At 45.5% G+C, this 19,898-nt stretch carries 15 protein-coding genes, 2 tRNA genes and 3 rRNA genes; 13 read left to right on the top strand and 7 right to left on the bottom strand.

Translation table 11 applies throughout. The features are described from left to right. Window positions 1-100 precede the first annotated feature (100 nt). On the top strand, window positions 101-1,669 hold the full coding sequence (locus tag LU290_RS08655; RefSeq protein WP_277808196.1) for an AbgT family transporter: 1,569 nt from the start codon (window positions 101-103) through the stop codon (window positions 1,667-1,669). Between the two features lie 111 nt (window positions 1,670-1,780). Here the strand turns inward: LU290_RS08655 and LU290_RS08650 are convergent, their stop codons facing one another. Next, window positions 1,781-2,800, bottom strand: a complete 1,020-nt coding sequence (locus LU290_RS08650; protein WP_277808195.1) for an ABC transporter ATP-binding protein — start codon at window positions 2,798-2,800, stop codon at window positions 1,781-1,783. Between the two features lie 5 nt (window positions 2,801-2,805). Beyond that, window positions 2,806-4,410 (bottom strand): ABC transporter permease, encoded by a 1,605-nt coding sequence (locus LU290_RS08645; protein WP_277808194.1) that lies wholly within the window; start codon window positions 4,408-4,410, stop codon window positions 2,806-2,808. A gap of 204 nt (window positions 4,411-4,614) precedes the next feature. Between LU290_RS08645 and LU290_RS08640 the strand changes: the two genes are divergently transcribed. Beyond that, window positions 4,615-5,613 (top strand): extracellular solute-binding protein, encoded by a 999-nt coding sequence (locus LU290_RS08640; RefSeq protein ID WP_277808193.1) that lies wholly within the window; start codon window positions 4,615-4,617, stop codon window positions 5,611-5,613. A gap of 74 nt (window positions 5,614-5,687) precedes the next feature. On the opposite strand, the gene dapE is transcribed toward LU290_RS08640, so the two are convergent. From dapE to LU290_RS08620, 4 genes are all read right to left on the bottom strand, one after another. Next, window positions 5,688-6,866, bottom strand: coding sequence for a succinyl-diaminopimelate desuccinylase (dapE, locus tag LU290_RS08635; RefSeq protein WP_277808192.1), 1,179 nt, complete (start codon window positions 6,864-6,866; stop codon window positions 5,688-5,690). Window positions 6,867-6,943: 77 nt separating this feature from the next. Next, window positions 6,944-7,606: a hypothetical protein gene (locus LU290_RS08630; protein WP_277808191.1), complete on the bottom strand. Its 663-nt coding sequence runs from the start codon at window positions 7,604-7,606 to the stop codon at window positions 6,944-6,946. 89 nt (window positions 7,607-7,695) lie between these two features. Next, complete coding sequence (locus LU290_RS08625) at window positions 7,696-8,160, bottom strand: hypothetical protein (RefSeq protein ID WP_277808190.1); 465 nt, start codon at window positions 8,158-8,160, stop codon at window positions 7,696-7,698. 2 nt (window positions 8,161-8,162) lie between these two features. Further along, entirely contained in the window at window positions 8,163-8,762 is a 600-nt protein-coding gene (locus tag LU290_RS08620) for a 2OG-Fe(II) oxygenase (RefSeq protein WP_277808189.1), read from the bottom strand. 83 nt (window positions 8,763-8,845) lie between these two features. Here LU290_RS08620 and LU290_RS08615 point away from each other — a divergent pair, with 83 nt between their 5' ends. Genes LU290_RS08615 through LU290_RS08600 form a run of 4 tightly spaced genes read left to right on the top strand, consistent with a single transcriptional unit; the run spans window position 8,846 to window position 10,952 of the window. Beyond that, window positions 8,846-9,724, top strand: a complete 879-nt coding sequence (locus LU290_RS08615; RefSeq protein WP_277808188.1) for a 23S rRNA (adenine(2030)-N(6))-methyltransferase RlmJ — start codon at window positions 8,846-8,848, stop codon at window positions 9,722-9,724. Between the two features lie 56 nt (window positions 9,725-9,780). Then, window positions 9,781-10,608, top strand: a complete 828-nt coding sequence (pssA, locus tag LU290_RS08610) for a CDP-diacylglycerol--serine O-phosphatidyltransferase (protein WP_277808187.1) — start codon at window positions 9,781-9,783, stop codon at window positions 10,606-10,608. A gap of 48 nt (window positions 10,609-10,656) precedes the next feature. Beyond that, window positions 10,657-10,803, top strand: a complete 147-nt coding sequence (locus LU290_RS08605) for a hypothetical protein (protein WP_277808186.1) — start codon at window positions 10,657-10,659, stop codon at window positions 10,801-10,803. After that, window positions 10,800-10,952, top strand: coding sequence for a hypothetical protein (locus LU290_RS08600; RefSeq protein ID WP_277808185.1), 153 nt, complete (start codon window positions 10,800-10,802; stop codon window positions 10,950-10,952). The genes LU290_RS08605 and LU290_RS08600 overlap by 4 nt, the downstream gene beginning before the upstream one ends. A gap of 89 nt (window positions 10,953-11,041) precedes the next feature. Here the strand turns inward: LU290_RS08600 and LU290_RS08595 are convergent, their stop codons facing one another. Beyond that, window positions 11,042-12,364 (bottom strand): ATP-binding cassette domain-containing protein, encoded by a 1,323-nt coding sequence (locus LU290_RS08595; protein WP_277808184.1) that lies wholly within the window; start codon window positions 12,362-12,364, stop codon window positions 11,042-11,044. Between the two features lie 734 nt (window positions 12,365-13,098). On the opposite strand from LU290_RS08595, the gene LU290_RS08590 reads away from it, so the two are divergent. The 7 genes from LU290_RS08590 to LU290_RS08560 all read left to right on the top strand — a co-directional run bounded on the left by LU290_RS08590 (window position 13,099) and on the right by LU290_RS08560 (window position 19,897). Further along, window positions 13,099-14,629 (top strand): 16S ribosomal RNA (locus LU290_RS08590). Window positions 14,630-14,689: 60 nt separating this feature from the next. Continuing rightward, window positions 14,690-14,766 (top strand) — tRNA-Ile (locus LU290_RS08585). Between the two features lie 4 nt (window positions 14,767-14,770). Next, window positions 14,771-14,846, top strand: a tRNA-Ala gene (locus LU290_RS08580). A gap of 268 nt (window positions 14,847-15,114) precedes the next feature. Further along, window positions 15,115-17,972, top strand: a 23S ribosomal RNA gene (locus LU290_RS08575). A gap of 127 nt (window positions 17,973-18,099) precedes the next feature. After that, window positions 18,100-18,213, top strand: a 5S ribosomal RNA gene (gene rrf / locus LU290_RS08570). Together the 16S, 23S and 5S rRNA genes with 2 tRNA genes alongside form the textbook arrangement of a ribosomal RNA operon. A 113-nt stretch (window positions 18,214-18,326) precedes the next feature. Continuing rightward, window positions 18,327-18,854 carry a GspH/FimT family pseudopilin gene (locus tag LU290_RS08565; RefSeq protein ID WP_277808183.1) on the top strand — a complete coding sequence of 176 codons (528 nt, stop codon included), beginning with the start codon at window positions 18,327-18,329 and terminating at the stop codon, window positions 18,852-18,854. An 8-nt stretch (window positions 18,855-18,862) separates the two neighbouring features. Next, window positions 18,863-19,897, top strand: a complete 1,035-nt coding sequence (locus LU290_RS08560) for a 5'-nucleotidase (RefSeq protein ID WP_277808182.1) — start codon at window positions 18,863-18,865, stop codon at window positions 19,895-19,897. Window position 19,898 lies beyond the last annotated feature (1 nt).

The following is a 19,898-nucleotide window of genomic DNA, read 5'->3' as shown; positions in this document are numbered from 1 at the left end:
GTTTTAATAGGCGGCGCACAAACGCTAATATCCATTATTTACTACATAATTGCTTGATAAAGCTTGAATTATATTTGGATAAATTTACACAGGAATTGTTATGCAACAAAAAGATTCTACCCGCATGGGGCGCTTTTTAAAGGGCGTGGAGTGGCTTGGTAATTTACTGCCACATCCTGCGATTTTGTTCGTGTGGATGTCGGCAATTTTATTGGTGATGTCTGCTGTGATGTCATACATGGGCGTGTCGGTGGTCGATCCACGCCCAGAAGGGGCGAAAGGTCGCAGCGAAGACGGCATGATTTATGTGGTCAATTTGCTAAACGGCGATGGCATCGCCAAGATTGTTGAAAATCTGGTATCAAACTTCACAGGGTTCATTCCGCTTGGCACGGTGCTGGTCGCCTTGCTTGGTGTGGGTATCGCTGAGCGTTCTGGACTCATTTCAGCGGCGCTGCGAGGACTTGTGATGAACGCACCGCCAAAGATGGTGACGCTTGTCGTTGTCTTTGCTGGCATCATGTCAAATACAGCCGCAGAGCTTGGCTATGTGGTGCTCATTCCATTGGCGGCGATGATTTTTCATTCATTGGGTCGTCATCCTCTGGCAGGTCTTGCGGCGGCGTTTGCAGGCGTGTCGGGCGGATACAGCGCCAACCTTTTGCTTGGTACGGTCGATCCCTTGCTGTCGGGCATCAGCCAAGAGGCAGCACGCATCATTGACCCTGACTATGTCGTGGGCGCAGAGGCAAACTGGTACTTCATGGCGGTCAGTACTTTCTTGATCAGTGGTCTTGGTTATTTTGTCACCGAAAAAATCGTTGAGCCGTCTTTGGGTAAATACAATCCTGATGACGCTGATGACCCAAGTGTGCTGGACAGCAAAGTCGAGCGTTTGACTGCTATTGAGAAAAAAGGTCTTGTGTGGGCAGGCGTGTCTATGGTGGTGTTTTGTTTGCTTTTGGCGTGGACAGTCGTGCCTGCCAATGGTATTTTAAGACATCCTGAGACGGGGCTTGTGGCAGGTTCGCCGTTTTTGCACGGCATTGTCGTGTTCATCTTTGTGTTTTTTGCCATTCCGGGCTACATTTATGGTCGTGTAACAGGCTCTTTGAAAACCAATAATGATGTGGTCGATGCCATGAGTGCCGCCATGAGTTCGCTCAGCATGTACATCGTGCTGGTATTCTTTGCGGCGCAATTTACAGCGTTTTTCAACTGGTCGAACATCGGTCAGATCATGGCGGTGTCTGGGGCGAATTTCCTCAATGACATCGGTCTGACGGGTCCTTTGCTATTGGTTGGCTTTATCTTGGTGTGCGCATTTGTCAATCTGATGCTTGGCTCAGCATCTGCACAGTGGGCGATCACCGCACCGATTTTTGTGCCGATGCTCATGCTGACAGGCTATGCGCCAGAGATGATTCAGGCGGCATATCGTATCGGCGACAGCACCACCAACATCATCACGCCGATGATGAGCTATTTTGGTCTGATCATGGCGGTGGCGATTCGCTATAAAAAAGACACAGGCGTAGGTACGCTGATGTCCTTGATGATCCCATATTCGCTGATTTTCTTGACTGGTTGGACGATTTTGTTCTGCATTTGGGTGTTTGTGCTGGGTCTGCCAGTTGGACCGGGTTCGGCGACTTATTACACGCCGTAATACCCCTCTTAATAATCAAAAACCGCCTCATTTTTTTGAAGCGGTTTTTTTATCGGGAGGTTTTTTATGTGATGATTTGATCTAAGGTCATAAGCTGTCATCGGATGAGCCTTAAAATGTCGCCACCTGCTCAATAATCACGCAAATCTCATCGCCAATGTCGTGAGTGGCGTGGGTGTGACATGATTGTTGCATGAGTAGAGAGCTGCCCTGCGTGTTTTGTAGTTGATAAAGCCAACTGCCACCCCGAAAATCCCGATCCACAACCCTCAATGCCAATCCCTGCCCGTCCGTTGCGACTTTAACATCGTGCGGTCTGATGAGCATCTGAGTGTGTCGGTCACTGACTGGCGAAAGCGCAATAAAGCCAAGCGCACAAGTCATGCCATCGGGGTGGACTTTGGCGATGTCATACACCACTCCCTCGCCGACAAATCCTGCCACCATCGCATTCTTTGGGGCGTGATACAGGGTTTGTGGGTCTGCCCACTGCTGAATGACACCATCTGACATCACGCCAATGCTGTCCGCCATGGCAAATGCTTCGGTCTGATCGTGCGTGACTAAGATGGCGCTTACTTCTTGCGATTTGAGCAGTTTGCGCACTTCTTTGGATAAACTTGTGCGCAGTTCGATGTCAAGATTGGAGAAGGGTTCATCAAGTAAGATGAGGTTGGGTCTGGGGGCTAAGGCACGCACCAAGGCAACTCGCTGCTGTTGCCCTCCTGACAGCTCGTGTGGATAGCGGTGTCGATGCTCACTAAGATTAACCAGCGCCAAAAGTTCGTCAATACGAGCGTTTTTTTCGGCGTGATTCAAAGCGCTTAAACCAAACCCTACATTCTGGGCGACCGTCAAGTGCGGAAACAGCGCATAATCCTGAAATACCATGCCGATTTGGCGTTTGTGAGCGCTGATTTGACCATGCTCATCGCATAAGATGCGACCATTTAGGGCGATCTTTCCTGATTTTGGCGTCTCAAAACCAGACAGGCAGCGTAGTATGGTGGTTTTACCGCAGCCAGAGGCGCCAAGCAGGCAGGCGATTTCCCCTGTGTTTAAGGTAAAATTGACATCACGCAAGACGATTTTGTTGTCAAATTCGATGGATAAATGTTCTACTGCCAGCATAAGTTTCAGTTCTTTTGGTCTATTTTGGTGAATAAAATGACAGGAATGAGTCCTGTTAGTACGATGATTAAAGCAGGTAGGGCGGCTTGTTCATACATGCCTTCGCTGGTAAAAGAGTAAATGCGAATCGCCAGCGTATCCCAGTCAAAAGGACGCATCATTAAAGTGATGGGCATCTCTTTCATGGTGTCGACAAAGACCATGAGTAGACTGACACCAAGCGACCCTTTCACCAAAGGCAGATACACTGCAAACAGCGATCTAAATGGGGATATTCCTAGGCTTTTGGCGACCTCAAGATGGCTGGGTCTGATGCGCTTCATGCCAGCATCCACGCTCTGCACCCCCAATGCTAAAAAGCGAATCAAATATGCGATGAGTAGCATGATGACTGTGCCTTTAAAGATGGCATCATGCGTGGCAAATACTGGCACATGCTCAATCAGATAATTGTCCAAAAGCGCCACAGGGATGAACACGCCCACCGCCAGCACTGAGCCGGGAATGGCATAGCCAAGCGTTGAGATTTTGGCGGCGCCCATGCCAAATTTGCCCACGGCATGACGAGTACTTAGGCTGATAAAAAAAGCCACGCTGGTAACCAAGAGGGCAGCACACAAACTGGCGATGATGGCGTTTTTGGTCTGCTCAAAAACTGCCAAAAAGTCAATCCCTTGCCAAGTATCTATGATCCATAGACTAAGCTGAATGATGGGTAATGCAAAAGCTAGAAATAAAATGACGGCACAGTAGGTGAACGCCAACCATTTTTTTGTGCCATGCAGGGCGATGGTGCGATGATGGTTGGTGCGACCCGTGCTTTCAAAGCGTTTTCGCCCACGGCTCATCTGCTCAATGACTAACACGATGAATACCAGACCAACCAATAAGCTGGCAAGCTGTTTGGCAGTATCAAGACTAAAAAACCCATACCATGCCTGATAGATGGCGGTGGTAAAGGTGTCATAACCAAAAATAGAAACCGCCCCAAAATCTGCCAGTACTTCCATGATCGCCAAGATGGTGCCACTGGCAATCCAAGGACGCGCCATGGGTAGAGCGATTTTGAAAAAAGCACGATAAGGCGACAGACCCAAAGAGGCACCCACCTCCAAAGCACGCCCACCCATGCCATTAAAGGCGTTTTTGCAAAGCAAATATACATAAGGATATAGGGTCAAACTGAGCACCACCGCCAAACCGCCACCATGCCGAATCTCTGGCAATCCTTGCTCAAAACCCCACGCCTCTCGCAAATGGGTGCTGATGACACCTGTATAATCAAACAATCCAAGCTGTACAAAGGCAAGCACATAGGCGGGCATCGCCAAGGGTAACATCATCGCCCAACCAAAAAATCGCTTGCCGGGAAAGTCGTGCATGGCGATGAGCCAAGCAAGACTTGTGCCGAGTGCAATGACGCCTACGCCTACTGATAACACGAGCCAAAGTGTGTTTGTTAAAAGTTTTGTCAGCTCATAGTCAAGTAAGAATTGCCAAATCTCAGCATCAAACTCGCCCAAAGAGGATAAAATCACACCCAAAGGAATCAGGACTAATAATGAGCAAAAGCCAAGCCATAAGCGTGCAGTCAGTGTTGTGGTTGTCATAAAAATGTGGTTTAAAATAGAAATAATTATCAAATGTACTTTGTAATGAGAATAATCATTGTTTAATAATGAATACTGTATTATAATATAGCAGAAAATTGTCACATTTGTGAATTTTTTTCTTAAAATGTGGCGATTTTTAGAGGTTTTGTAAGTGCTATTTTAACCTGCCATTGTATTTGGCGTTTTTAAAAGGATGAAACTATGTTAAAAAAAATCTTAGCAGCTCATGTGGGTGTTTTAATGGCATTGCCAGCCTTTGCCAGCGAATTGGTGGTGTACTCATCTCGTGCTGATGAGTTGCTTAGACCCATCGCTCAGGCATATCAAGCCAAAACTGGCACTAAGGTAACGCTGGTAAATGATAAGGATGGTCCATTGATGGCAAAAATCCAAGCCGAGGGCAAAAATACCAAGGGTGATGTGCTTATTGCAGTCGATGGTGGAAATCTTTGGAAGGCATCTACCATGGGGCTGTTGCGTTCAATCAATTCTCCTACTCTAAAAGCCAACATTCCTGCGCATCTGCGTGCCAAGAATAATCAGTGGTTTGGTCTGTCGGTGCGTGCGCGTACGATTTTTTATAATGCAAAAACGGTCAATCCAAGTCAGCTGTCTACCTATGCTGACCTAGCCCACCCTAAGTGGAAGGGTAAACTGTGCTTGCGTACTTCTAATAATGTGTACAACCAATCCTTAGTCGGTACGATGATCGCCAATCATGGTCAGGCGGCAACTGAGAGGGTGGTGAAAGGCTGGGTGAGCAATCTGGCGACAGCACCATTTTCTAACGACACGGCGCTTTTGGAGGCGATTAACGCAGGGCGCTGTGATGTGGGTATCGCCAACACCTATTACTATGGACGCCTCATCAATAAAACGCCAGCGATCGCTGATAATGTCAAAGTATTCTTTGCTGATCAAGCAGGTAAAGGTACTCATGTCAATGTGTCAGGTGCAGGCGTGCTAAAACACAGCAAGAACCCTGCCGAAGCCCAAAAATTCATCGAATGGCTGTCAAGTCCAGAAGCTCAGAAAATGTACGCCGACCGCAACTTTGAATATCCTGCCAATGCCCGTGTAAGTAATGCACCTTTGGTGTCTGGCTGGGGGCGTTTCAAGCAAGATGTCATCAATGTGGCTGTCGCAGGTCAAAACCAACAAAAAGCCATCATGCTAATGAGAAAAGCAAATTACAAATAATCGCTTTTTGAATGAGCAACAAAAAACCATGCTTAAATTTAGGCATGGTTTTTTTATTTTGCAATTTTGGCGATTTATAATAACATCCGCTCCAAAATCAATTCATAAATTTGCGTTAATTTTTCTAAATCATCGGTTGCGACACATTCGTCAATCTGATGAATGGTGGCATTTAATACGCCAAGCTCCACCACCTGAGCATTCATCATCGGTGCGATAAAGCGTCCGTCTGATGTGCCACCTGATGTGGATAATTCTGCCTTGGTGCTTGTTACCGCCAAAATCGCATCACAGCACGCATCGACAAAATCACCTTTTTCGGTCAAAAACGGCTCGCCCGATAAATTCCATTCAATATGATAACTGGCATCGCTATTGGTAAAGTGCCGATCAAAAATCTCGTGCGTTTTGGCTTTTAGGCTCTCTGCCGTGTTTTCGGTGCAGTAGCGAAAATTAAACAGTACGGTACAGTCGCCTGCGATGACATTGGTCGCCCCTGTGCCGCTATTGATGTTTGAAATTTGCATACTGGTGGCAGGAAAATACTCGTTGCCGTTGTCCCATTGGGTGCTAACAAGCTCGGCAAGAGTAGTTGAGACAGCGTGGATTGGATTGATGGCAAGGTGCGGATAAGCGATGTGTCCTTGTTTGCCAGTAATGGTTAATTTAGCATTAAGGCTGCCACGACGACCATTTTTGATGACATCGCCAAGCTGACTTGTGCTAGATGGTTCGCCCACTAAGCAATAATCCATTTTTTGCCCACGAGCTTTGAGCGTCTCAACGACTTTTACCGTGCCGTTGATGGCGGCAGCTTCTTCGTCAGCTGTGATCAGTAGGGCGATACTGCCTTGATGCTCTGGGTGTTTTTTGATGAAGTTTTCGCACGCCACGACAAAGCAAGCAATGGCGGTTTTCATATCGGCTGCTCCTCGCCCCCATAAATAGCCGTCCGCTACTGTTGCCGAAAAAGGCGGATAAGTCCATTTGCTTTCATCGCCCACAGGCACCACATCGGTGTGTCCTGCAAAGCACAAAATCGGTGCGTCAGGGTTTTTGCCAGCTTTGACTGACCAAAGATTTTTAATTTGAGCATCGCTGCCTTTGCTGTCCGGATTGCCAAAATACATAAATTCATTGGCAAAACCCAATTTGCCAAGCTCGTCCGCTAAGATATTTTGACAATCAAAATCATTGGGCGTAACCGACGGCTCTTTTAAAAGGCGAGTGGATAGGGATAGGGTAGGGGTCATATTTTTTTCCTATACAAATTTAAAGTGGTACTATTTTAACTTAAAACTTATCGTTTGTTGATTGGATTATTTTTTAACTAATCTGTACTACTAGCAATCAAACACCCCAAACTTTTTTGATTGGCATTATAAATCGTCAAACACCAAATACCCCACCATTCAAGCCCATCATCAAAAAAACTTGACCAATTACCACGACTATGAATTGCCCAATCCAATACCGTAATTATATTTTTATCATCTTCTTTTAAACCAACAAAATTTGTCAAATCTTGCCATAGTGTTAATTTTTCTTGGTCTGTGCCACGCAGTCCATAAGGTGGGTCAGAAAATTTATAATACAAATCATAAAACCAATCTTGCTGATATTGAGGTTTGGTATTTTCGCAAATTTTAACAATACTATTTGAATTTAATTGAACATAAGCTGCTTGACTGACATCGCTAGAAAATTGTAAATATTCCTTTAATTGTTGTAATTGTTTTTGGGTATCCGTTCTTTCTTTGGTGGTTTTGGCGTTGGCAAGGCGATTTTCCAACCCTTGCAAATAAGAAAAAGTGCGTATTTTTTCTTGCTCTCTGAATGCTTCTAAGGTGGTGTGAATAATATCACGATGATAAGCAATATCAATCGCATTTTCTATATGCCAACAATCATATAAAAATACATTACCAACCTTTTCCAAACGATTTTTTAACTCATAATATTGATTGTTATAATGGTAATTTTTGGTATTCATTGATAAAATTCTCATAAAGTTTTAAAATATATCATCAACAAAAAATAAAGAACAATAAAGAAATTTTACTTAAAAATGGTGCGTCATACTCACCTTACGGATTTTTTAAAATTAAAATATTGCCCAATATAAAATAAAAAATCATCTTTTTTGATGTGATTGATATGAATATCAATACATTTACTTGGCGGTTCATCTAATAATGTAACCAAATCCCAGTCATCAACATAGCTATCAAAGTCATAACCTTGATTGACTAGATTTTTAATGACTTGAAATAAAAATTTCGTATTTAGTATATTATCACAATCATCTGTTTCACCATACCATTCTTGTAAGGCGTTTGGATTATGCTTTAAGTCATCGGTTAGTGCTGCTTCGTCATAAATGCGAAAATGACAACTGCAATTTTTAGGCAAAAAAGTTGCCACTCTATAATGATTGAGGTATTTTAGTGTTTTGTGAGTATCTATTTTTTCAAAATAAACACCCATTGTGTCAAATTTTGACAAATCGCCAGGATAATTTGTACTAAGTATGACTTCAAAACACATTACTAAATCAACCTTTCATCTCGTCTTAGCCAAGTAGCAATCGAAAATCTTTGACGATTGGTGATTTCCACTTGGTGCAATAGATTGCTGTCAAAAATCACCAGTCGGTTTAATTGTGGCAAAAGCTGGATTGTTTCGTCCTGTTTATTGACGACCGTGATTTGCCCGCCATCGGTGTTTTGCCAATCGTCATTTAAATAAAATACCGCCGAAATCACTCGCTCGTCTCGCCCTTGCGGATTGTCCTTATGCCATTTGTAGCCAAAGCCAGCAGGATAGCAAGCATAATGAGCTTCGCTAGAGCGAATGCCTGTATATAAAGTTTGATTAAAATATCGCCCCAGTTCATTGATTGCTGCCAGATATTTTGTGCCTGCAGGGCAGGTCTCATCAATCCAGCGAATGCTGTCGCCACGAATGGCAGTTTCTCGCTCGCCGTGCGTCAAGGTGGCTTCTTTATAGTCAATAAAGCCGCTTTCTGTTTGTAAGGCAGTCAAGCTGTCGGCATCAAAAACATCATCAAGCACCATTGTGCCAGTTTCAATAAAATGCTCTAATTTTGAATCAACAAGAGTGTGCCAGTCGGTGTGAAAATTTGTCATGATGTGTGTTTTAAAATAAAAAATGGCGAAAAACTGCCAACTATGCTACCATAAGTCAATCCAAAAAACATGAATTTTGTACCATGAATTACAAACACGCCTACCACGCTGGTAACTTCGCTGATGTTGCCAAACACATTTTGCTATTACAGCTACTTTCTCAATTTTCCGCTAAGGGCAAGCCTTTTTATGTATTGGACGCTTATGGCGGACGAGGTCTGTATTCGCTAGAAAGCACCGAGGCGACCAAAACAGGCGAGGCGGATAAGGGCATTCGAGCCTTAGAAAACGCTGATTTGGGCACACCGCCAAAAGCCATTGCCCAGTATTTACTGGATTTACAAACCGCTCGTAAAACCTATGATAAGCATGTTTATCCAGGTTCGCCTTGGTGGATTGCCAATCACGCCCTAAATCACAGCAAAGACGCACCCTTGCGTGCCGAAGCCTTTGAAGCGGTGGCGGACGAGTACGATGCACTGAATTATCAGCTGTATCAGTTGCCGATTGGCATTCATCACCGTGATGCGTTTGAGGGCGTGCCTGCGGTTCTGCCACCCAAAGAAAAGCGAGGCATCATTTTGCTTGATCCACCTTTTGAGCAGGAGCATAAAGATTTTAGCCGTTTGGTAGATTTGCTTGTGGCAGCTCATAAGAAATTTGCCACAGGGACTTTTGTGCTTTGGTATCCGATTAAAAATAAAGAAGCGGTTGAGCTGTTTTACAAAAAAATGAAACGCACCGAGATTTGCCGCCAGCTTGTTTGTGAGCTAAACCTATACCCCAATGATGTGGCGGTGGGCATGAACGGCACTGGACTGCACATCATCAATCCACCTTGGCAATTTGACGAACACGCCAAACAGATTTTGCAGACGCTCGCCCCTATTTTAAAACCTGCGGACGCACCTGCCATGAATCTTGATGAGATGGCAGTCGTAAAATGGTTGGTGGGTGAATAACCGCTTAACAAACCGATCAAAAAACCAATCATCATAAAGCAAAACTTAAAGAAAATATGAATAATAACAATCACTTGCCAGATAATATAGCGCATCATGACGATGATCACGACGGCATCACCTTTGAGGTGGTGGAGCGTGAGGCGATCGATGGGCGCAAGCAGGTGCGCCGTGGCGTGTATTTGGTGCCAAATCTCATCACAACGGCATCCATGCTGTCGGCGTTTTTTTCCATTGTGGCAAGTAGTGAAGGGCGGCTGCATCAGGCGTGCTTGGCGATTTTTTTGTCGGCAATCTTAGACGGCATGGACGGACGAGCCGCTCGGATGCTCAATGCGCAAAGTCCTTTCGGGGAGCAGTTTGACAGCCTAGCGGATTGCATCGCCTTTGGGCTTGCACCTGCGATTTTGGTGTATCACTTTGCCTTGCATGAGCTTGGGCGATTTGGCTTGGCGTGTGCTTTTGTGTTTGCAGCGTGTGCGGCGTTTCGTTTGGCAAGATTTAATGTGCAAATCGGCGCAGTGGATAAAAAATACTTCATCGGTTTGGCAAGTCCGTTGGCAGCCATCTTGGTAGCATCAAGTGTGATGGTCGCCATCGATCATGCTGACTGGGTGGGTAGTATCGGTCAAAGCGTCGGTGTGGGCGAAATTGTGTTCGCAGCATGGACAGTCGTATGCGGTCTGCTCATGGTGAGTAATGTCAAATATTACAGCTTTAAAGAGTTCGACCGCCAAAAAGTGCCTTTTGTCGCACTCATTGTAGGTGTGCTTATCATGGGTGTTGTGCTGTATGACATTCCCGTGGGCGTGCTTGCCATTGGTGTGATTTATGCCTTGTCAGGATTTTGGACGACTTTTATGGCAAAAAAAGATAAAGCCTAAATATTTTTAAAAACACTCAACAATACCTTTAAAAAACCACAAACCCACTTGGCTTATCATGCCATCTCCCAACTTGCCCATTACCAATTCATCCACGCCACTCGCCCATGCACCTATCCCATCGCCATCATGAGTCTTGGGGTGGGGCAGGGTTTGGCGTATCGCACGCTTGGCGGATTTGGGGTAGATAATTGAGTGCTGTGTGTGCTGATTATTTGTACCGCTTTTATACCGCTTTGTCTTTGCAGATTTTGTCGAACCTTGCCAATGATTTGGGCGACGGCATTCGTGGCACCGACCAAGACCGTCATCACGCACCGCCACAGTCCTGCTTGTTTGGGTAAGAAGCTTGGGGTGATAGTGGGGCTGGTGACCGTGGTAAATGCTTTGATGATGGGCTTGGTTGGGGTTTGATTTATCCTGCAAAACTGAATCAATGGCGAACTTCCACGATAAGCCTTGTTTTCCCAATTTCATCTAACTTGGCGTGAATGATGTCCGTGTTCACGCCATCCAAATTGGCGTCCCATTCATCAAGGAGCAATATAGGCGTATCATCGCCCGTTAGCTCATCAATTTCAACGATAAGTCGCTGTCCTGTTGAGCCTTCGGTATTATCAAAAATCAGCTCATGCTTGGCGGGCAGATAATAAGCACGCTCGCCAAGCCTGTTCTTTAATGTCAAAAGCACGCACGATTTGCCCACGCCATTATCGCCAACAAGGGTAATGCGTCCTGTGCTGGGCGTATTTTTCAAAAATTCATCAAAATCAAAGGCTTGATTGGTCTGTTTGACAAAAATTCTATCTTTTTTAATGTGCTTATCAAGCGTGGCATTTGGCGTATCAAACAATTGGATTAGCCCGTCAAGCCGAGCCATGAGTGTGCTAATTTCCGCCCGATAGCCAATGAGTTCATGGCTCATTTGAAGCATTTGAATCTGGCGTGGCAACGTAGCAACGAGCATGGCAAGCATCGCCATATCCCCCAAATTTTGCCAAAATAGCACGCCACTTGCCGCCAAGACGCACACAAGCAAAACAAGTATTCCCACATTACTGCTTAGGTGTCGCATGGATTTGGCATGGATACTGTCGGTTTTGGCTTTGTTAAGGGTGTCTGTCAGAGTGCGATTGTGTCGTAAGTAATTGTATTTATTAAAAATAATCACATTATCCCACGCCCTTGATAGCCCCGACATCAGCATGAGCCGAGACATTTGGGCGGTTTTGGCAAGATTACCAAGCCTGTCTTTAAATAAATGCACCGCTCCCATGGCAAGCACCATGCCCACGCCATAACCCAATAAAATAAAGCCGTCTAGCACCCATGCAATGACAATCAGGTTGAATCCGACATTTAATAGTAGCGTTATCATATCAAAAACGCCAAGCAAGCTGTCATCAAGGGTGTGTTTGCTTTCTTGGGAGAGCATGGCGGTGGCGGTGTGTTTTAGGGTGTGGTTATTATAATGGCATGATTTTCCCAAAAAATGCTTATCAAACAAAGTGTTATAACGTGCTAGCGAGTTAAATTTGGCTTTTTCCAAAAAGATACTGGCAAAATAAAGCGGTATCAGTACGAGTGTCAAAGATGCCACAAAACCAATAAGATAAGGCAGCGACAGCGTGCCGTCCGTTACACTTTTGGCAAGATTTGCGATAAAAAAGGTGGATGATGCGACAATCAGCTGGGCAATACCAACAAAGGCAAGGCTTGCCACAAAAGCAGGGGTAAATAGTAGAGCGTGTCTCATACAGAACTTTCCAAAGTTTTTAACCCAATCTCAACTCAGAATGATAACGTATTGATTATTGATGGTTTTTTGAATTTTAGGGGCGAATCACATTCGCCCTTGATAAATCAACGGCTTGTATAATGTTGAAAGTTGGGTGTTTTTAAAAATTTTAAGCGTAGGTAAAGATGAGATATGAGTTACATTGGCAAGTCCTTTTGAATGGAAAATACTAAGATAGTAAAATGTGAGCAGTCTGACAAGCAAAAATTAAAAGATAAAAATACAACAAAAACAATAAGTTGCAAATATTTTAGAAAAATATTCAAAAAAGTGCTTGACCCCCACCCAAAACCCTGTATAATACGCACCACTCAAGCAGACAAGCTAATCAAAAAATTGTTTAATTTCAATAACTTAGCTTAAAGAATATGAGATAAGAATTAACAAATCTCAAAAACTTTAAAAAAAATTGAAAAAAATGCTTGACATTAAATAAAACTAGCGTATAATACGCACTCATTCGCTGGACGACAACGAATGACACTATTTAAAATCAAAACTAAAGAACAACTTGTGTGGATTTTTGCTAATACAAGATAATATAAAAATTATCATTTATCAAGCAAAAATACTCAAAGTTAATTCATTTACACGATGAGCAAATTTTGCTAGTAATAAATGAGCCAAAATTAAAAGTCCTAACTTTTTATTTTACTTTCTAAGTAAATAATCAATTAGGCAACACAAAGATTAAACTGAAGAGTTTGATCATGGCTCAGATTGAACGCTGGCGGCAGGCTTAACACATGCAAGTCGAACGATGATTATCTAGCTTGCTAGATATGATTAGTGGCGAACGGGTGAGTAATGCTTAGGAATCTGCCTATTAGTGGGGGATAACTATCCGAAAGGATAGCTAATACCGCATACGTCTTACGAGAGAAAGGGGGCTTTTAGCTCTCGCTAATAGATGAGCCTAAGTCGGATTAGCTAGTTGGTGGGGTAAAGGCCTACCAAGGCGACGATCTGTAGCTGGTCTGAGAGGATGATCAGCCACACTGGGACTGAGACACGGCCCAGACTCCTACGGGAGGCAGCAGTGGGGAATATTGGACAATGGGCGAAAGCCTGATCCAGCCATGCCGCGTGTGTGAAGAAGGCCTTTTGGTTGTAAAGCACTTTAAGTGGGGAGGAAAAGCTAATGGTTAATACCCATTAGCCCTGACGTTACCCACAGAATAAGCACCGGCTAACTCTGTGCCAGCAGCCGCGGTAATACAGAGGGTGCAAGCGTTAATCGGAATTACTGGGCGTAAAGCGCGCGTAGGTGGCTTATTAAGTCAGATGTGAAAGCCCCGGGCTTAACCTGGGAACTGCATCTGATACTGGTAAGCTAGAGTAGGTGAGAGGGGAGTAGAATTCCAGGTGTAGCGGTGAAATGCGTAGAGATCTGGAGGAATACCGATGGCGAAGGCAGCTCCCTGGCATCATACTGACACTGAGGTGCGAAAGCGTGGGTAGCAAACAGGATTAGATACCCTGGTAGTCCACGCCGTAAACGATGTCTACCAGTCGTTGGGTCTCTTGAAGACTTAGTGACGCAGTTAACGCAATAAGTAGACCGCCTGGGGAGTACGGCCGCAAGGTTAAAACTCAAATGAATTGACGGGGGCCCGCACAAGCGGTGGAGCATGTGGTTTAATTCGATGCAACGCGAAGAACCTTACCTGGTCTTGACATACTAAGAATCTTGCAGAGATGCGAGAGTGCCTTCGGGAACTTAGATACAGGTGCTGCATGGCTGTCGTCAGCTCGTGTCGTGAGATGTTGGGTTAAGTCCCGCAACGAGCGCAACCCTTTTCCTTAGTTACCAGCGACTCGGTCGGGAACTCTAAGGATACTGCCAGTGACAAACTGGAGGAAGGCGGGGACGACGTCAAGTCATCATGGCCCTTACGACCAGGGCTACACACGTGCTACAATGGTTGGTACAAAGGGTTGCTACACAGCGATGTGATGCTAATCTCAAAAAGCCAATCGTAGTCCGGATTGGAGTCTGCAACTCGACTCCATGAAGTCGGAATCGCTAGTAATCGCAGATCAGAATGCTGCGGTGAATACGTTCCCGGGCCTTGTACACACCGCCCGTCACACCATGGGAGTTGATCTCACCAGAAGTGGTTAGCCTAACGCAAGAGGGCGATCACCACGGTGGGGTCGATGACTGGGGTGAAGTCGTAACAAGGTAGCCGTAGGGGAACCTGCGGCTGGATCACCTCCTTAATGAATTATCTGATTAGCAAGAATTCACAACAAGTTGTTCTTTAGGAAGATGTTTAAAACGGGTCTATAGCTCAGTTGGTTAGAGCACCGTGTTGATAACGCGGGGGTCATAAGTTCAAGTCTTATTAGACCCACCATTTTGGGGCCATAGCTCAGTTGGTAGAGCGCCTGCCTTGCACGCAGGAGGTCAGGAGTTCGACTCTCCTTGGCTCCACCAATCATTAATTAGAACTAAGCAATCAAAACCAAGTTTAGATTTCTTATTTCTACTTAATGTAGAACATCTTATAAACTGACGAAGTTTATATCATTATTTAACAACATGATTATGAGTCTGGGTAATTTATTTATTCCAACAAATAAATTACCATGGTAAGTACACCCCAAAATGTACTTACCTAAAGTAAAGAGAACTGAATCAAGCGTAAACATAGGTGAATCGTTACACATTACCCTTATGACACCAAGACTACTTGGGGTTGTATGGTCAAGTAATGAAGTGCACATGGTGGATGCCTTGGCAGTCAGAGGCGATGAAAGACGTGATAGCCTGCGATAAGCGTCGGTGAGGTGGCAATATCCTGTGACCCGGCGATTTCTGAATGGGGAAACCCACTTATCATAAGATAGGTATTCTATCCTTTGGATAGAAGGCAAACCGGGAGAAGTGAAACATCTCAGTACCCCGAGGAAAAGACATCAATAGAGATTCCCCAAGTAGCGGCGAGCGAACGGGGAGGAGCCGATCAAACTTGTAGTAGCAAAATGGCGTGGGAAAGCCAACCATAGTAGGTGATAGTCCTGTATGCGAAACTGCAAATGCGACATATTAAGTAGGGCGAGACACGTGAAATCTTGTCTGAAGATGGGGGGACCATCCTCCAAGGCTAAATACTCCTGACTGACCGATAGTGAACCAGTACCGTGAGGGAAAGGCGAAAAGAACCCCTGTTAGGGGAGTGAAATAGAACCTGAAACCGTGTGCATACAAGCAGTCGGAGCGGATTTATTCCGTGACGGCGTACCTTTTGTATAATGGGTCAGCGACTTATATTCTGTAGCAAGGTTAACCGTTTAGGGGAGCCGTAGGGAAACCGAGTCTTAATAGGGCGATTTAGTTGCAGGGTATAGACCCGAAACCGAGTGATCTATCCATGAGCAGGTTGAAAGTGCCGTAACAGGCACCGGAGGACCGAACCCACTGTCGTTGAAAAGCCAGGGGATGACTTGTGGATAGGGGTGAAAGGCTAATCAAACTCGGTGATAGCTGGTTCTCCCCGAAAGCTATTTAGGTAGCGCCTCGGACGAATACCATTGGGGGTAGAGCACTGTTTCGGCTAGGGGGTCATCCCGACTTACCAAACCGATGCAAACTCCGAATACCGATGAGTACTATCCGGGAGACAGACGGCGGGTGCTAACGTCCGTCGTCAAGAGGGAAACAACCCAGACCGCCAGCTAAGGCCCCAAATTCCTAGTTAAGTGGGAAACGATGTGGGAAGGCACAGACAGCTAGGAGGTTGGCTTAGAAGCAGCCACCCTTTAAAGAAAGCGTAATAGCTCACTAGTCGAGTCGGCCTGCGCGGAAGATGTAACGGGGCTCAAACTAGGAGCCGAAGCTGCGGATTTAATTGTTTCAATTAAGTGGTAGGGGAGCGTTGTGTAAGCCTGTGAAGGTGTGCTGTAAGGCATGCTGGAGGTATCACAAGAGCGAATGCTGACGTGAGTAACGACAAAACGGGTGAAAAGCCCGTTCGCCGGAAGACCAAGGGTTCCAGTCCAACGTTAATCGGGGCTGGGTGAGTCGACCCCTAAGGCGAGGCCGAAAGGCGTAGTCGATGGGAAATCGGTTAATATTCCGATACTTGTTTATGATGCGATGGAGGGACGGAGAAGGTTATGTCAGCCTGGCGTTGGTTGTCCAGGTGGAAGGATGTAGGTAGGTTTAGTAGGCAAATCCGCTAGACTATTACTGAGATCTGATAGCAAGCCAGTTTACTGGCGAAGTGGCAAATACCATGCTTCCAGGAAAAGCTTCTAAGCGATAGTCATAAAGAAATCGTACCCGAAACCGACACAGGTGGTCAGGTAGAGAATACCAAGGCGCTTGAGAGAACTCTGCTGAAGGAACTAGGCAAAATGGTACCGTAACTTCGGGAGAAGGTACGCTGCCGATGGTGATAAGACTTGCTCTTTGAGCTGTTGGCAGTCGCAGATACCAGGCTGCTGCAACTGTTTATTAAAAACACAGCACTCTGCAAACACGAAAGTGGACGTATAGGGTGTGATGCCTGCCCGGTGCTGGAAGGTTAATTGATGGGGTTAGCGTAAGCGAAGCTCTTGATCGAAGCCCCAGTAAACGGCGGCCGTAACTATAACGGTCCTAAGGTAGCGAAATTCCTTGTCGGGTAAGTTCCGACCTGCACGAATGGCATAATGATGGCAGCGCTGTCTCCAGCAGAGACTCAGTGAAATCGAAATCGCAGTGAAGATGCTGTGTACCCGCGGCTAGACGGAAAGACCCCGTGAACCTTTACTACAGCTTTACATTGAACTTTGACCTAACTTGTGTAGGATAGGTGGGAGGCTTTGAAGTAGGGACGCCAGTTCCTATGGAGCCATCCTTGAAATACCACCCTGGTTATGTTGGGGTTCTAACTTGAGATTAACAGATCTAAGGACAATGTATGGTGGGTAGTTTGACTGGGGCGGTCTCCTCCTAAAGAGTAACGGAGGAGTACGAAGGTGCGCTCAGGACGGTCGGAAATCGTCCATAGAGTATAAAGGCAAAAGCGCGCTTAACTGCGAGACCCACAAGTCGAGCAGGTACGAAAGTAGGTCTTAGTGATCCGGTGGTTCTGTATGGAAGGGCCATCGCTCAACGGATAAAAGGTACTCTGGGGATAACAGGCTGATACCGCCCAAGAGTTCATATCGACGGCGGTGTTTGGCACCTCGATGTCGGCTCATCTCATCCTGGGGCTGAAGCAGGTCCCAAGGGTATGGCTGTTCGCCATTTAAAGAGGTACGCGAGCTGGGTTTAGAACGTCGTGAGACAGTTCGGTCCCTATCTACCGTGGGCGTTGGAAATTTGAGAGGATCTGCTCCTAGTACGAGAGGACCAGAGTGGACGAACCTCTGGTGTTCCGGTTGTTACGCCAGTAGCATCGCCGGGTAGCTATGTTCGGATCGGATAACCGCTGAAAGCATCTAAGCGGGAAGCCGACCTCAAGATAAGATTTCCCTAAAGAGCCGTTGTAGACTACGACGTTGATAGGTTGGGTGTGGAAGCATAGTGATATGTGTAGCTAACCAATACTAATTGCTCGTTTGGCTTGACCATACAACACCCAAGTGGTTTACCACTGACAGTGTTAATGGAAAGTGTAAAGATTTTACCTAACAAGCTTGAATCAATCTTGAATAAAAATAAAATAACAGACTCATAACAGCGTTGTTAATCCTTTTACGCTGACGACAATAGCAAGATGGAACCACCTGATCCCTTCCCGAACTCAGAAGTGAAACGTCTTAGCGCCGATGGTAGTGTGGTTCGCCCATGTGAGAGTAGGTCATCGTCAGCACCTTATTTAGCCCCCTCTGTCGGATGATGGAGGGGGTTTTTGGTTTTTTAGGTTGTGCAGATAAGTGGCTTTGTGATAAGATGGATTTTTTTATTTGGTGAGGGAAGCAAAAGGTGCAAAATCAGCAAGGCTTTACAGTGATAGAGATGATGGTGGTGCTGAGTATTATAGCTGCACTTGCGTTTTTTGCACACCCGTTTTATTTAACAATGATGCAGCGAGTGGAATCTCATTCGGTGCGCCGTCATATTCATGAGGCCATCCGTTTGGCAAAAATTGAAAGTCGTACTCGTGCTAAAGATGTGCTGATCTGTACGATGGTTGATGGTGCTTGTAGTCGGTCTGCTCAAAGCGATTTGGTGGTATTTGTCGATACCAATCGCAACAACAGATTTGATGCAAAAGATGTCGTCATCAGTAAAGAGCAGCTGGCACTAAAATATGGTATAATTAGCATGAATGTCTCGGCTGGACGAGATTATGCAAAGTTCATGGGTGATACTGGTAAGCCTCGTGGGAATTTTGGCAATATCAAGTATTGCAATATTTTGAATCAAAAGCAGCACAGCTTTCAAGTCATCATTAACATGCATGGCTTGGTGTCGGAGCGGCGTGCAGACAGGCTGGATATTGGCTGTTAGGAGTGAAGGTGGCGGTAGATTTTTCTCAGACGCTGATCGTGGCGATTTCGGCGACGGCTTTATTTGACTTGACGCATATTGAGGCGAAGTATGCCGAGCTTGTCAAGGAGGATGAGGCGACTGCCATCAAGCGTTTTCGTGAATATATGCAGGCGCATGAAAATGAGCCTTTGGCGGCGGGCACTGGCTATCCTTTGATTAAGGCATTGCTCAATTTGAATAAATATCAAGATAACAAAGCTTATCATGATGAATCGCCGTTTGTTGAGGTGGTGATCGTATCAAAATCTACACCTGACATGGGCATACAGATTTTGAATGCCATTCGTTCGCATGGGCTTGGCATTACTCGCTCAGCTTTTGTTTCGGGAGCGTCGGTCACTGAATATATCGATGATTTTGATGTTGATTTATTTTTAACCACCAACCAAGAGGATGCGCAAAAAGTGGCTGATGCACGAGTATGTGCTTGCGCCATTTTGGATGCCACGCCGATCGATGTGTCTGAGCTTGATACTGAGCAGCTGCGCATTGCCTTTGATGGCGATGCTGTGCTTTTTGATGAGGCGAGCGAATTGGTGTTTCAGCAGCATGGTTTGCAGGCATTTCATCATTATGAAAATGAAAAGATGAATTTGCCGATGGATAAGGGTCCTTATGCAGATTTTTTGATTAAGCTGTCTAAGCTGCAAAGCAAATTGCCAGCGTATGATGAAGTGGATCAAAATCCCATTCGCATTGCTTTGGTGACTGCCAGAAACGCCCCTGCTGACATGCGCGCCATTAAGACTTTGCGAGCTTGGGGCGTGAGCGTTGATGTGGCATTTTTCTTGGGTGGTTTGAATAAAACTCGGGTGCTGCAAACCTTTGCACCGCACATTTTTTTTGACGATCATGTCAAGCACATCCATGCGGCTCGCAGTCATGTGCCATCGGCGCACGTGCCTTATCATTCGACATCTTTGCTCAATGAACTGACCAAAGCACCACTAAAAAGCAAAGTGTTCCAACCTGTTGCAAAACGCAAAAGGCGTAAGTCGTGAA

This window comes from Moraxella nasibovis (assembly GCF_029581575.1).
Taxonomy (GTDB): Bacteria; Pseudomonadota; Gammaproteobacteria; order Pseudomonadales; family Moraxellaceae; genus Moraxella; species Moraxella nasibovis.
The sequence above is the reverse complement of the archived record's forward strand: the minus strand, read 5'-3'. Positions and strand labels throughout refer to the sequence as shown.

Bases quoted from the DNA above. Each gene is read 5' to 3' on its own strand.
- LU290_RS08625 (WP_277808190.1), bottom strand. From the start codon at position 8,160: ATGTGTTTTGAAGTCATACTTAGTACAAATTATCCTGGCGATTTGTCA.
- LU290_RS08655 (WP_277808196.1), top strand. From the start codon at position 101: ATGCAACAAAAAGATTCTACCCGCATGGGGCGCTTTTTAAAGGGCGTG.
- LU290_RS08595 (WP_277808184.1), bottom strand. From the start codon at position 12,364: ATGAGACACGCTCTACTATTTACCCCTGCTTTTGTGGCAAGCCTTGCC.
- LU290_RS08640 (WP_277808193.1), top strand. From the start codon at position 4,615: ATGTTAAAAAAAATCTTAGCAGCTCATGTGGGTGTTTTAATGGCATTG.
- LU290_RS08615 (WP_277808188.1), top strand. From the start codon at position 8,846: ATGAATTACAAACACGCCTACCACGCTGGTAACTTCGCTGATGTTGCC.
- LU290_RS08620 (WP_277808189.1), bottom strand. From the start codon at position 8,762: ATGACAAATTTTCACACCGACTGGCACACTCTTGTTGATTCAAAATTA.
- LU290_RS08645 (WP_277808194.1), bottom strand. From the start codon at position 4,410: ATGACAACCACAACACTGACTGCACGCTTATGGCTTGGCTTTTGCTCA.
- dapE (WP_277808192.1), bottom strand. From the start codon at position 6,866: ATGACCCCTACCCTATCCCTATCCACTCGCCTTTTAAAAGAGCCGTCG.
- LU290_RS08650 (WP_277808195.1), bottom strand. From the start codon at position 2,800: ATGCTGGCAGTAGAACATTTATCCATCGAATTTGACAACAAAATCGTC.
- pssA (WP_277808187.1), top strand. From the start codon at position 9,781: ATGAATAATAACAATCACTTGCCAGATAATATAGCGCATCATGACGAT.
- LU290_RS08630 (WP_277808191.1), bottom strand. From the start codon at position 7,606: ATGAATACCAAAAATTACCATTATAACAATCAATATTATGAGTTAAAA.